Source organism: Dubosiella newyorkensis (genome assembly GCF_001945605.1).
GTDB classification, from domain to species: Bacteria; Bacillota_I; Bacilli_A; order Erysipelotrichales; family Erysipelotrichaceae; genus Dubosiella; species Dubosiella newyorkensis.
Map to the genome: position 1 here is coordinate 1 of NZ_MPKA01000034.1, position 12,850 is coordinate 12,850.

Sequence of the window (12,850 nt, forward strand, 5' to 3'; positions counted from 1 at the left end):
CCGCTAAATATATGCTTCCGATCAACAATTTCGTTCTGAAGAAGAAGCAAATTAAAACGATCTTGGAGAAAAATCTCTAAGATCGTTTTTTGAGTACTATAATTTCCTTTTAACTTGTAAAGTCAGGTTTTAGTTATCATAAAATGAATAGGTCCATAAATCACTTTCTTTGACTTTCTGTTTTAGTTTCGGATACTCGAAAAGTTCTTGCAAGGAATCAAACGAGAAGGATGGATCGCTTCCGATCAAATCCAAGCGATATTCATTTTCTCTAACCACATAAATGTTCTCTAGATCCGGTTGATGGATAGGAAGATCGGCTTTCATGGCTTCTTGCAAAGCAGAACGATCTGATCAAGAAGCATTTCTTCTTCTTTTTCGCTTAAAGTATGGTATTTCTTGAATTCCTTTAAAGAGAGTTCATTAGGATACAAAAGCTCGATCCGCCATCCAATCTCCTGCTGATTTTTCAAGACTTCATATTCTTCAAATTTTAACAAATGCGAATTTTCTGTTTGGATCAGCAACCGATCGATCTTTTTTTGTAAGTTTTTTAAAGAAGACAAGCTCTCTTCCTCGATCGTATTCAAGTCTTTTCCGAGTCTTAAAGCATCGAAAACATCCAATTGTTCTTTCGGAAAGGAAATGGTCTTGCGCTTTTTGATCGTCTCGTTCACCAAAACAAGACTTTCTTGCGGATCTAGATCGACCAATTTTGTATACTTCATCATTTTTTATTCTCCTTTATACATTGAGCATGAACTGAATACCCTTCTTGTTCAAGATGCTCGAGCGAGTCACGGACAAACTTTTTATTCTTGGTGTTCATTGATTTTACAGAAGAACAATCTGGACTATGGATCTTTTTGGTTTTTGTATTCAAAACAAACGTTTGTTCTTTAGAACGATCGGATCGTGTTGGATTGCTTCCATCTTCCCAACTATCTCCATTGGCATAATCGATCTGGATCCCAGGCTGCACATTAAAACAATAGACATGAAAGGAAATCCCTTCCCCTTGATCTTCGACAGACAAGGCTTCCATTTCAACTCCTTTTGCGACTAGATTTGAGTCATCATAAATCGGGATCACTCGATACATGACGTGATTGCCTGTTTCTTTAATATAATCTCGAACCATGTTTTCAAAAGGAAGCATCCCTTTTGTATTCAAATACCGAGTTCCGGTGATCAAGTTGTTTGGATTTGCATCTTCGCCCGAAAGTGACCATGCGATCAAATGGCAGCGATTGTATAAACTGCCTCCCTCGACTTGATCATATCGTACCGATTGCCATCCGCTTGGCTTTACTTGATGAATATCGCCTCTCTCTTTTGTAGGAAGGAGATCTTTTCCTAAGCTTGCGAAAGCGCCCGTCGACCTTCCTAAGGAATCGAGCGGATAATAGGTTTCAAAGGATGTCGTAGTAATCTCATCTTCGTTGAAGGACGGGATATTGTCATCGATCGCAATATATGGGACATTGGAATAATCAGGAAGCGTATCAAGGGATACACTTGGCTTGATCTGGGCCTGACAAGCCGTGAATCCAAAGACGAGCCAAAAAGAAAGAAAGAGCTGTAGCCATTTTTTCATCGAACGTACTCCTCTTTATCGATTCGCGGATGCGAATACCCTTCCAATGTCGTAACGTTTTTTAGAACCATCTTTTTAAGATCGAAAGTCAGCTTGATATCACTTGGATAAAGCTCGTCAAAACGATAGAGTATCAACTCGTCGATCACCCAATCTTTCGGAATATCTTCTTCTAGAAACACAATAGGTTTATCGTCAAGATCCTCGCTTATTTTCGCTCCTTCATCATTTTCAAACATCTTTTTTGAATAAGAGCTCATCCAGATCTCTTCATTTTCTGCTTCGATTTGTTCGATCACGCGTCGATCTCGAGAAACACGACGATGATTGAACAAGATCCCGTTGTCTTGATCTACACAAATGATTACTTTCATATTCCTCCAAAAAAAGCCAGTTTACCTGGCTTTAAAATGCTTTCTTTCCTTTTACATACGTCATTTTGACATCATAATTGTCTTCCAAAACAACAAGATCCGCGTCCTTGCCGGCTTGGATGCTTCCTTTATGGTCTTCGATGCCTAACATTCTTGCAGGATTGAGCGTACAGCTATTGATCGCTGAACGCCAAGGAACTCCCGCTTCTTCTACGACGATCTTCAATCCTTTGTTGACGTTGAGCGTCGAGCCTGCCAAGTTTCCAGCTCCCACTAAGTGAGCCGAACCATCTGGGAACAGTTCGATCTCGTTGCCTCCAAACAAAACGCGCGTTCCTACTGGAAGCGATTTGACCATCAAAGAATCTGTGATCAGCAATACGTGATCTTCGCCTTTTTCTTTATAGAAATTATTGATCGCCGCCAAATGGGAATGGTTTCCATCCGTGATCAATTCTCCATAGACTTCTCTGAAACGATAAGCAGCGCCGACTAGACCAGGTTCACGATGCTGAAACTTACTCATGCCATTATAAACGTGCGTCATGCTCATGGCTCCATTTGCGATCGCTTCGGCCGCTTGTTCATAGGTTGCGCCCGAATGTCCTTGCGATACAACGATTCCTTGCGAAACAAGGTAATGGAGCAGCTTATAGTCTTCATCGTGTTCGCAAGCCATCGTCACGATCTTGATCAAGTTGTCGCTCGCCTTTTGATACCGTTTGAATTGTTCTACATTTGGTTTTACGCAATATTGTTCTGGCTGTGCGCCTTTGAACACTTGATCCAAATAAGGACCTTCAAAGTGGATGCCTAAGATTTCTGCGCCATCATACCCTTCTTTCACGACATTGGCGACATTCTTGACCGCGGCGGTCAAGACTTCTTCGCTTTGCGTGATCGTTGTTGGAAGCAAAGCGGTGACACCTTCCTTAACGATATTCTTGACCCAGTTTCTTAGTCCTTCAGGTGTGGCATCATTCGTATCCCATCCATAAGCGCCATGAGTATGACCGTCAATGAATCCAGGGACGATCCGCAGATCGCCATAATCTTCATCCACTGGTTTTTTTCCATAAGGATGGATCGACTTGATCTTGCCATCTTCTATTTCGATTTGAGCGGCCATCCAGATATCCAACACCCAAACTCTTTTACTTTGTATGATCATTTCTTTACCTCCAAAGATCATCTTTTTCTCTTTCCTTCAGTATAACATATTCAATTATATTCGCTTTTCAAAATTACCTAGAATAGGACTAGCATCTGACAGGATCACAAATGCATGAGGATCGACTTTATGAATGATCTTTTTCAAATGTCTAACTTCATACTTATTTAGCATGCAAACGAGGATGTCTTGCCGAGAATTTGTATAGGCGCCATATCCTTCCCAATATGTAATTCCTCGTCCTGTCTGTTTCATGATCTCCTCCTTCAATGTGGGTTCGTGCGAGAAGATCAAAGCTTGAATGCTGATGTTCTGATAATGGACACGGTCCGCGACCGCATAAGCGATAATGATAAAGATGATCGAATACAAGGCAACTTGAACATCAAATAAATACGCGCTGATCCCAAGAACGACGGCGTTGAAGGCATACGATAGTTTTCCAACTGAAAAATCCGGTTTCGTCTTTGAAAAATAGACACCGAGAATATCTAGACCCCCTGCGCTTCCGCTCGACTGCAAGCAAAGTCCGATTCCTGCTCCATAAATCACACCGCCAATGATCGCATTGGCGATCACATCATACATCACAGGTTTGCTCAAAACAGGAATGAGCGAGAATCCCATCGTTTGAATGACCAAAGATAAAAGCGTCTTCACGCAGAAACCTTTAGAAATCGTTCGAAAAGCGAGGATGAATAGAGGAATATTAAAACAAAAGTTAATGATTCCTGTCACATCCGTTTTGATCGGGAGCAAATAGCTAATGATTTGGGCAAGACCTACTAGACCACCCGCATTAAGTTTGACTGGCATGATAAATAAATTGACAGCCAATGGACATAAAATACTTCCAATGATCAGCTTCACATACTTGATACTATTTGAATCCATAATGCCTCCTATATCGAAAGGTGCGATTTAGGCAAAAAGCGCAGTCCTTTTGGCAATTTATTCGTTATGCGATTGCCATCGCTTTTTCCAAAGCCAAAGGGCGTTTGCTTGAAACAAAGAGCGACATACCCTTTGGCAGCGTTCTTCATCAAGACTTCGCCATGCATAAATCGATCCATTTCTTCTTCATCGATTTCCACTTTCGAAATTAAACCTTCTTTTTGGTCGGCTGCTAAAAAAAACGCGTGCTCTGGTTCGATCCTTCCTTTTTTTTGTTCTCCCATCAAAACACCTTGACGAAGTGTTTTGATCTTTCCAAAATCGATAAACGGATGATCCATCCCAAAAATCTTTTCGTCTTTTTTTAAAATATAAGGATACGTTTTTCGAGTCAGCTCGTGAAAAAACGCCGCCTCCTTCTTATTCAGCTTTTGATTCTTTAAAAAAAGCGGTTCTCCAAAGTCAGATCCTTTTTTTCGAAACTTCGCGACAAACTGTCCTTCTCCTCCTTCAATGGGGGTGATCCGCACAACTTTACTCGGATCCATTCCTAAAACAGAAACGCCTTTTCTTCCAAATCCAGCGTGGATCTCGACTTGCTCCATTTCAGGAAAATGTTCCAAGATCCAAGCTACGATCGCTTCATTTTCTTCGATTGCGTATGCACATGTTGAATAAACGAGTTCTCCACCACTTTTAAGCGCCTTGATTGCCCAAGGAAGGATCTCCTTTTGTCGAGAGGCGCAATGGTCGATATTTTCTAGCGACCAATCCTCTTTCACTTCTTCATGTTTTTTGATCATTCCTTCTCCAGAACAAGGAGCATCAACAAGCACTTTGTCAAAACAGGCGGGAAACCAAGAACCGATTGTTTTCGGATCGCTGTTTGTTACCGCGAAATTCACCGCTCCCATTCTTTCCATATTCGAAAGCAAGACTTGTGCCCTCTTAGGATGGATTTCATTGCTCACCAAAAATCCAGTTTCTAAAAAGTCCAAGATTTGTGTCGATTTGCTGCCTGGCGCCGCGCAAAGATCCAAAACAAGATCATTAGGCTGGATTCCTAAAAGCGGAACGACAGACGACGCGCTTGGCTCCTGCAAGTAGAGGGAGCCTGTACAATGAAAAGGGTTCAGCCCTGTGATCGAATCGTTATAGTATTCGTATCGATAAAAAGGGGTTGGCTGAGTCAAGCGAAGCATTTCGACAAGCGCTTCTGGCTCGCATTTTTTAGGATTCAACCGGACGCCTTTATAAAAAGGTCGTTCAAGAGAATCTAAGAATTGAGGATAGTCGTCGGCTAATATAGATTTCATTCTTTCAAGAAATTGATCGTTCATTCTTTTATCCTTTCAAAATATCGTTTCTGGCTGGATCCGACACGCGTATTCTGAACACGTATTGGCTTCGTCCCAACCATTCATCAAAGAAAAATCTGCTGTATCTTTAAAATAGGATATCACTTCTTCTATATCTTTGCTGAGAGAAAACACTTCAATATGTGTATGTGGTCCTGTGGAGTTGCCACTATTTCCAGAAAGCGCCAAAAGATCGCCTTGGTTTACGCTTTGTCCTGCCCGGACATAGATCGTATTGGATAAATGCGCAAAACTCATCAAATAGCCTTTTCCATCCACAATTCCGATCATACAGATCGTATTTCCTCCTCCTGCTGGCCAACCGCAATAATTTCCTAGATATCCATTGTCAGAAGGCACAGGTGCGTTTGCGTATAGTATAAGGCCTGCAAAAGGCGCTTGGAGAGGAGAATACAGATCGACCGCAAAATCCATCCCTAAATGGAGTCCTCCTTGCGGATAGCTCCAAGTTCCTGCTGATACAATCGCATTTTCATATGGAGCCAAAAAAGAAGAAGAGGATGGGATCGTATTGAAGGAATCGAAGCCAACACAAGCGAGATCCACTTCGTCTTCATACATTCCGCCAATAGAAGGAAGATCTTGCATTCCGCTCAAGAGCGCTTCTTTGGAATAAGATCCATCGCTTCGAAAACCAGAAAGGGCCGGATTGGTTTCGAAGAGCTCTTTTTGTTTTTGTTGAAATACTTCTTTTTGACGACAGGCCTCTTCGTATTCGTTTTGGATCTTGGCGGATACTTTTTCAATTTTTTGATTGTGCTTGTCGTTTTTGTTTCGAATATAAAACGCGGATTTGATCGTTTTTTCGTTCGTATACTGGGTTGACTTTCCTTGTTGTTGGCAAATAAGGTCGATTTTTCCTAATTCGATCGTTTGATTGGCTTCTTGAATGCTTCTGAGATTGGCTTCTTTTTTTTGTGCAAGATACTTCATCGCAGACCATGAAGACTTTTCCTTCTGGGTGTATTGCTGGACCTGTTGCGCATAGAATCGAGATTGTTCAGCGACCGTTTGCGGGTTCGGAAAAAGCGCAAAAAAAAGACAGGCGCATTGAAAAAAAGGTTTCATATTTCTCCAATCTACTGTCTGTCTTGTTCAATGATTATAATCGATTTTTTTCGTTTTGAATAGAGGAAATTGAGCGGAGGCATTTAGGATCATCAAAAACAAACACCCTGTGGGCAAGAAATTCAAGGTCACATCCAATAAGCCGTGAATTAGCGCGATACAATAAAAACTTACGATTAGCGCGAATAAAGGATAATTCTTTTCGCGTTTATACATGTTGATCTGCTCATGGAGCAGCAATCCTACATATCCGATCAAAAGAAGGGTACCTAGGATCCCATAGGATAAGATACAATCGATCAAGATATTGTGAGCGTGCGGGGCTTTATGGGCGTGAAGCCGTCGATACACTAACGAATACGTTTGAGGACCTTGCCCGAACCAAGGATGTTCTTGGATGCCGATCCAGGATGCTTTCCAAATTTTGAGGCGCGATGAAAAAGTCGACATTTGATCAAAGCGCGGTATAAGCTGCGGCTTCCAGCTGATCAAAGCGGCCACGATCCCTTCTAAGAGCAAGGAGACGTAGAACCAGACTTTTTCTTTCGAAAGCAAGAAAAAGAGAGGGATGATGATCACGAAAGGCAATATAGCCGTCCTACAGCCAGTTAAATACAGCATAAACAAATTGAGGAAGCCAGTTCCAATATAAAAGGCTCGATGGATCGCTTTTTTATGAACGATAAAGCTATAGATACAAAAACAAAGGACAAATTCGATCATCGTCGCATAAAAATTCGCGTTATAAAAAGTAGCGGCGATTCGATCCTTCGGTTTATTCATGACCACAAAATCAAAAAAAGGATTCCCTAGACGTTTTGATATCCCATAAAATTCAACGAGTCCATAGATCGCGCATAGCCAAGATAGAAGCAAGACTTCGAGGATGATCATTTGAAAAAGTCTCATCGACAAAGCGCTTCGATAATAGGCGATAAATAAACCGATCAACAAAAAGCCAAAAACATTCAGCAAGCCGATCCAATTTTGATTGACGATCGATACGATGCATTCGAGGCCCACAAAGCTATAAAGCCATAATGCGCCTGGCTGATCCTTGATCCAAGCAAAGGAGCCCGTTTTGATCCATTCGTAAGCCAGGATCACTACGAGAAAAGCGCCACCGATCTGAAAGGGTAAAAACAAACAAAAAGTCGCGAACAAGATCGATCGTTCTTGTTTGTTCAATTCATTCCAAGTTTTCTGAAAAGTGTGTAAAATGTTTCCCATGTCTTTTATTATTATCAATTTATAGTAAGAATGCAACTTACGAAAAAAAGCCTTCCTCACGGAAGACTTTAACGACTTGATGGTGCCGACGATAGGACTTGAACCTACGACCTACGCGTTACGAGTGCGTTGCACTACCAACTGTGCTACGTCGGCATCTGTTAGATATTCTAGCAGATGCCGAGTATATTTTCAATGCTTAAAACAAATTTATTGAATGGTGTTCAATTCATTTTGATACGCTTCAATTTGCTGCTGCAAATAAGAGATCGTTTGATTGTTCGTGTCGATCGCTGCCTGCACATCTTCTCCGGCCGCTTGATCTGCGAGCAAGGATGCGTTATAGGCTTGAGCGTCATTTAATTGCGAAGTCAGTGATTCGATTTGGGCTTCTAAATTTGCCTTGCGTTCTTCTTTAGCTGCTTGTGCTGCTTGATTGGCCGCCTCTTGATTGGCTGCGTCTTGAGTAGCGAGAAGTGTCGCGAAACTTTGTTGCGACTGTTCGATCGCGATTTGGTCGATCTTTTGTTTGAGGGCGTCCGAGAGCGCGTTATACCGATCACGATAGTTGACGATATTTGCTTTATCCGCGTCATCTTTTGTCGACCAGTTCGAAATATAGGCTACGAGCTCTTGATATTCTGGCTTCGTTTCATCCTCTTGCTGTGTCTTCAATTCTTTCATACTAGCAAGCTGACTCGTAAATGGCTGCGTCGTTTGTTCGATAAAATACTCGTTGATCTTTTTCTTTTGTTTTTCGAGCATCTCGTCATAGCTGGATTCTAGATCGATGATTTCCATTTTCTCCGCTTCTGAAAGCATGTCCCATTCATCCGCGTATTCCACAAGTTTTTTGTAGGTCGCTTCTTGTTGCGCGTTGGTGATGTTGTTTGGATCATAAACAGCGACTTTATAGGTATAGCCTCCTAGCAACAGTACGAATACGATCACGAACGCGAAGATCTGCTTGCGGTAAGGTTTGAGGTTCTTGATCCATTCAGGGGGTTGTTTCGCTTTTTTTGGAGCTCCCTTTTCTTCTGCTTTCTTTTGTTCTTCTTTATTTTTTTCCGTTCTAGAGCGGATCGGCTGATCCAAGGCTTTATTTCTTTCTTTTTTGGTTTTTTCCTTTTTCTTTTTAACAGGTTTGAGATGAGTTGGCTTTTTCGATTCCTCTTTGTTTTTTTGTTCATGATGTTCTATAGAAGTATAGATCGAATTGAGCGCTTCATTGTTTTGGAGAGGATCTTTTCGGATCGAAGAAGAGGTGAATTCATCGATATCCTTCTCTTCATCAAAATCGGTTTCATTAGCATATTGTTTCTCTTCCTCTTCGATAGGAAGTTGTCCTCTTTCTTGGCGAAGCAGGTCAAGAGCACTCGAAAGCGTTTTTTCCACTTGTTTTTTTTGGGTCGACGAAAGTGGGCTGCTGTTTTTATTTTCGTTCTTTTCTTCTGGATATAGAGCCATTTCTGTCTTTTTATGAAGAAGAGCTTTTGCGAAGTCGTCGATCTGCTCTTGATTGTTTTTATTTTCTGGATTAGTGTTTTTATTCATCTGCATTCCTCCGTTTTCTATTCTACCATACTCTCAAAACCAGAATAGAAATAAAAAAACCTGAAATCGATAGACTTCAGGTTAAACTTCAAATGGTGCGGGCGAAGGGACTCGAACCCCCACGCCGAAGGCGCCAGATCCTAAGTCTGGTGCGTCTGCCAATTTCGCCACGCCCGCGTTACTCAAATATAATACCAACTGTTTTCTAAAAAATCAAGTATTAATGTAGAATTGTTGGATGCATCATATTCTCGATCTCGCATTGCAAATATTCTTCGATCTGCTTGATGTCTTCTGCGCTGATCTCGATATCCCCAACGATCATATCGTTCATTTTTGGATCGACGACCAAATGCAGCTTCGGGACTTCCATCATCATCTCATCCGATTGTTCTTCCATTTTCCTCAATATTTCTAAGATCGGCTCGGCGATCGCTCTCAATTCGTCATCTGTAAGCATGTTCATATTATATCAGGTTTTTTCCCTTCTGTAACGTCTTTGAAGCATCCTTAAAGAAAAAGAAAGAAAGAACCGTTATACTTTCTTCAAAGAAAGGAAATCTTCCATGAATCCAATTATTCAACAGTGCTTATATGCCTATTTTTACTTTATCCTCTATTCGTTTGGAGGATGGGTGGTCCAAGGATTGTATGTAGGCTATAAACAACATAAATTCTTGAACACAGGTTTTTTCCACGGTCCTTACGTCCCTATTTTTGGGGTAGGCTGTCTTTTGATCATCTACATCGTCGATCCTTTGAGCCGAAATCCATTTTTAGTATTTATCAATACATTTTGGATCACGAGCGTGATCGAATACTGGACGAGCTGGTATTTACAGAAAAAATACCATCGTCTTTGGTGGGATTATTCCAACAAGCCATTCAATATCCATGGGCGTGTTTGTCTTTTGAATTCAACATTGTATGGGATCGCCGGTCTTGTGATCACGTTTTTTGTCCAACCCTATGTTCAAAGAATGACGATCGATATGCCGATCCATGTTTTGATGAGCATAGAATTGATCTGGTCTTCTGTGTTCTGGACCGATGTGATCATAACCAATCTCGAGATGCATCATCATGTGCAAGCACTCGAAGAGCTACATGAGCATGTGAAACAAGCTTTGGCGGAAAAGAACGAAAAGCTCAAGACCGAATATGTGGAAATGGCAAAACTCAACCTGGAAAAGATGAAGAAGAATTCTCGCCATCTCAAAGCGTTTGTCCATCAGCGGCTTGAAAATCAATATGAAGAAAGCATCCAGCATTTAGAAAAGCTTCGATCTGAACTTCGTCCAAATCAAAAATAAATCATTGTAAAAAGCTGTCAACAATTCGATTCCGACAGCTTTTTTTTGATTCATTCATTACTTTGTTCTACAAAATACGAGTACACGATTTCATTCATATCGCCTATGACAACTTCTCCATAATCCCCTAAGACCGTGTCGATCACGATCGCATACGGATGGGTGTTGAAATTGATTCCTGCCGCATTATACGAATAATCGTATGAGCCATACTTTTGAGGAAAATAAACATTCAAATTTCGATCTAGAAATTCTCCTGGTTTTGATTTTTTTAAATCTTTGAGCAGCTTTTCAAATTCGTCCTTGTGTGAATAAAAATATTTCAAAATATTTCCCATATTCTTTGGGGTAAATTCATTATCGTATGATATATACTTTTCATCGATTTTTTGAGTTGGATCGAATTTTTTTAACTCTTTTTTGAAAGCAGGCCATCCCCCTAAGTTCTCGTATAATATATGTGCGGCTGAATTGTCGGATTCAATGATCATCGCCTCTAAAAGCTCTTGGATCGATATACTAGAGCCATACTCATAATCGGTTCCTATATGGCCTCCTTCTTCGTAGGTGTCTTCAAGAAAAACGAGCTCTTCATCGAGCTTGGCTTCTTGATCATTGATTTTTTCGTACCAAACCATCGCTAATGGCAGTTTATAAGTGCTGGCAGCGTAAAAATAGGTATCCTCATTCGCGCCGATGGAATCGCCTGACAATAAATCGATCACGACATAGCCTACCTCTTGGGCATCGATCTCATTTTCTTTCAAATAATCATCAAGCTTCTTTTTTAATGGTTGCAGATCTAGGGCTATTTCTTCCTCGCCTATTTTTTGATCTTCTATTTTGGACTCGTGTTCTTGTAAAGCGACCTTTTCACGGATAACGACTTCCTGTTTTTGGTCTTTTTTGTCTTTTACGAAAAAAAGGGTCAAGAAGGAAAAAAGAACGAGTATCATTAAAACAATGATTCTATTTTTTTTATTCATTTTCATCCCCCTTCTCTTCTTGTAATGATATGATAGTAGTACAAAATTCGTGAAAAAGGAACATTTATCTACAAATTTCTTTCTCTTTTTCTATGGTATAATGAAACAATGAAAGAGGTGAGAATATGAGTTCACAGCCGGATTGGAAAGATATAGGAAGAAGCTTTTCGCACGCGATGAAAAACGCGATGAATACTTTGGATTTCAGCGAACTGAATCAATCGATCGAAAAGACGGTAAAAGCCACCTCTTCCCTGATCAACGATAAGATCCAGTCGTATTCCAAGGCAAAGCCCAGTTCAATCAAAGCCAAATACAATGTCCAAATCATAAGCGATTTAGAAAAATCGAGCAGCCGAAAATTAAAGATCAATCAGTGGATCAAAAATTTCGGGATCTTTCTAGTCGCCTTTTCCCTGCTGCTCGTTTTATTATTGCTGGTTTCTTTAGGCCGCTATGCCCTTCCTGGTATTTTAGGCGCGATGTTCATCTTTATTCCAGGTTTGATCGCTTTGATCGGTGGTACAGGCGGAATGAGCAGCGCGCGGAAAATGATCGCGTATTTAAAAAAATTCCACTTGTATTCTTCTGTGATCGGAGATCGCTCGATGGCTTCTCTAGATTCCTTATCGGCGATCGTCCCTGAAACAAAAAAAGAAACGATCGCTACACTTAAAGAGATGATCGCGGATCGTTTTTTTCTGCAAGGTCATATCAATGAAAAAAAGGAAACGTTTTACGTAACGAATGAAGCGTATGAAGCGAGTCTTCTGCCAAATGTGCCGAATCAAAAAAGCGCAAAAGAACTTTTTGATGAAGATCCTGAGACGATCCTGCCTCCTGAAGTACGGGAAGTTATCCGACAAGGCGAAGAATCGCTTGTGAAGATCAAATACTACAACGAAAAAATTCCTGATCCGATCATCACGCAAAAGCTTTCTGATCTAGAAAACAACATTCGACATATTCTTGGGTATCTTGAAGAGCATCCTGAAAATGTGGATGATACCAAAAATATGACAAAATATTATCTTCCGACTATCGATAAGCTCTTGGATACGTATATCGAACTGAATGCCTATCCAAATCCGGGGGAAAATATTCGAAAGTCGAAGAAAGAGATCGAAGATACTCTTGATACGTTGAATTACGCTTTCGCCAAGCTCTACGACGATCTATTCCAAATGACTTCGATAGAAGTCGCTTCGGATATTTCGGTTTTAGAAACATTGCTTGCGAAGGAAGGATTGACAAAAGAAAAAATAAAAGTTCGATAACGAACAG

Annotated in this window: 14 protein-coding genes and 2 tRNA genes; 2 read left to right on the plus strand and 14 right to left on the minus strand. The window is 40.8% G+C overall.

Annotated elements, in window-relative coordinates; genetic code table 11:
* Positions 1-129: 129 nt before the first annotated feature.
* The 13 genes from BO225_RS00995 to BO225_RS01055 form a co-directional block, all read right to left on the minus strand.
* Positions 130-327, minus strand: coding sequence for a hypothetical protein (locus BO225_RS00995; RefSeq protein WP_076340428.1), 198 nt, complete (start codon positions 325-327; stop codon positions 130-132).
* On the minus strand, positions 324-731 hold the full coding sequence (locus tag BO225_RS01000; RefSeq protein WP_076340429.1) for a hypothetical protein: 408 nt from the start codon (positions 729-731) through the stop codon (positions 324-326). The genes BO225_RS00995 and BO225_RS01000 overlap by 4 nt, the downstream gene beginning before the upstream one ends.
* Positions 728-1,597 (minus strand): DNA/RNA non-specific endonuclease, encoded by an 870-nt coding sequence (locus BO225_RS01005; RefSeq protein ID WP_076340430.1) that lies wholly within the window; start codon positions 1,595-1,597, stop codon positions 728-730. The genes BO225_RS01000 and BO225_RS01005 overlap by 4 nt, the downstream gene beginning before the upstream one ends.
* Positions 1,594-1,971, minus strand: a complete 378-nt coding sequence (locus BO225_RS01010) for a hypothetical protein (protein WP_076340431.1) — start codon at positions 1,969-1,971, stop codon at positions 1,594-1,596. The genes BO225_RS01005 and BO225_RS01010 overlap by 4 nt, the downstream gene beginning before the upstream one ends.
* 31 nt (positions 1,972-2,002) lie before the next feature.
* Positions 2,003-3,142, minus strand: coding sequence for an N-acetylglucosamine-6-phosphate deacetylase (gene nagA / locus BO225_RS01015; RefSeq protein ID WP_076340466.1), 1,140 nt, complete (start codon positions 3,140-3,142; stop codon positions 2,003-2,005).
* Between the two features lie 54 nt (positions 3,143-3,196).
* Positions 3,197-4,036: a YitT family protein gene (locus tag BO225_RS01020; protein ID WP_076340432.1), complete on the minus strand. Its 840-nt coding sequence runs from the start codon at positions 4,034-4,036 to the stop codon at positions 3,197-3,199.
* Positions 4,037-4,044: 8 nt separating this feature from the next.
* Positions 4,045-5,376 carry an RsmF rRNA methyltransferase first C-terminal domain-containing protein gene (locus tag BO225_RS01025; RefSeq protein ID WP_076340433.1) on the minus strand — a complete coding sequence of 444 codons (1,332 nt, stop codon included), beginning with the start codon at positions 5,374-5,376 and terminating at the stop codon, positions 4,045-4,047.
* A 12-nt stretch (positions 5,377-5,388) separates the two neighbouring features.
* The gene (locus BO225_RS01030) at positions 5,389-6,483 is read right to left on the minus strand and encodes a M23 family metallopeptidase (RefSeq protein WP_076340434.1); all 1,095 of its coding nucleotides are present in this window, start codon (positions 6,481-6,483) and stop codon (positions 5,389-5,391) included.
* Positions 6,484-6,510: 27 nt separating this feature from the next.
* A complete protein-coding gene (locus tag BO225_RS01035; RefSeq protein ID WP_076340435.1) occupies positions 6,511-7,713 on the minus strand; it encodes an O-antigen ligase family protein in 1,203 nt (400 codons plus the stop codon).
* 80 nt (positions 7,714-7,793) lie between these two features.
* A tRNA-Thr gene (locus BO225_RS01040) sits at positions 7,794-7,869 on the minus strand.
* A gap of 54 nt (positions 7,870-7,923) precedes the next feature.
* On the minus strand, positions 7,924-9,267 hold the full coding sequence (locus BO225_RS01045) for a hypothetical protein (RefSeq protein ID WP_076340436.1): 1,344 nt from the start codon (positions 9,265-9,267) through the stop codon (positions 7,924-7,926).
* A gap of 93 nt (positions 9,268-9,360) precedes the next feature.
* Positions 9,361-9,444 (minus strand) — tRNA-Leu (locus tag BO225_RS01050).
* Between the two features lie 43 nt (positions 9,445-9,487).
* Entirely contained in the window at positions 9,488-9,733 is a 246-nt protein-coding gene (locus BO225_RS01055) for a hypothetical protein (RefSeq protein ID WP_083632029.1), read from the minus strand.
* Between the two features lie 100 nt (positions 9,734-9,833).
* On the opposite strand from BO225_RS01055, the gene BO225_RS01060 reads away from it, so the two are divergent.
* Positions 9,834-10,580, plus strand: a complete 747-nt coding sequence (locus BO225_RS01060) for a putative ABC transporter permease (protein ID WP_076340437.1) — start codon at positions 9,834-9,836, stop codon at positions 10,578-10,580.
* A 50-nt stretch (positions 10,581-10,630) separates the two neighbouring features.
* Here BO225_RS01060 and BO225_RS01065 read toward each other — a convergent pair whose 3' ends face one another.
* Entirely contained in the window at positions 10,631-11,566 is a 936-nt protein-coding gene (locus BO225_RS01065; protein ID WP_158023768.1) for a serine hydrolase, read from the minus strand.
* A gap of 125 nt (positions 11,567-11,691) precedes the next feature.
* On the opposite strand from BO225_RS01065, the gene BO225_RS01070 reads away from it, so the two are divergent.
* Entirely contained in the window at positions 11,692-12,843 is a 1,152-nt protein-coding gene (locus BO225_RS01070; protein ID WP_076340439.1) for a 5-bromo-4-chloroindolyl phosphate hydrolysis family protein, read from the plus strand.
* Positions 12,844-12,850: the final 7 nt, after the last annotated feature.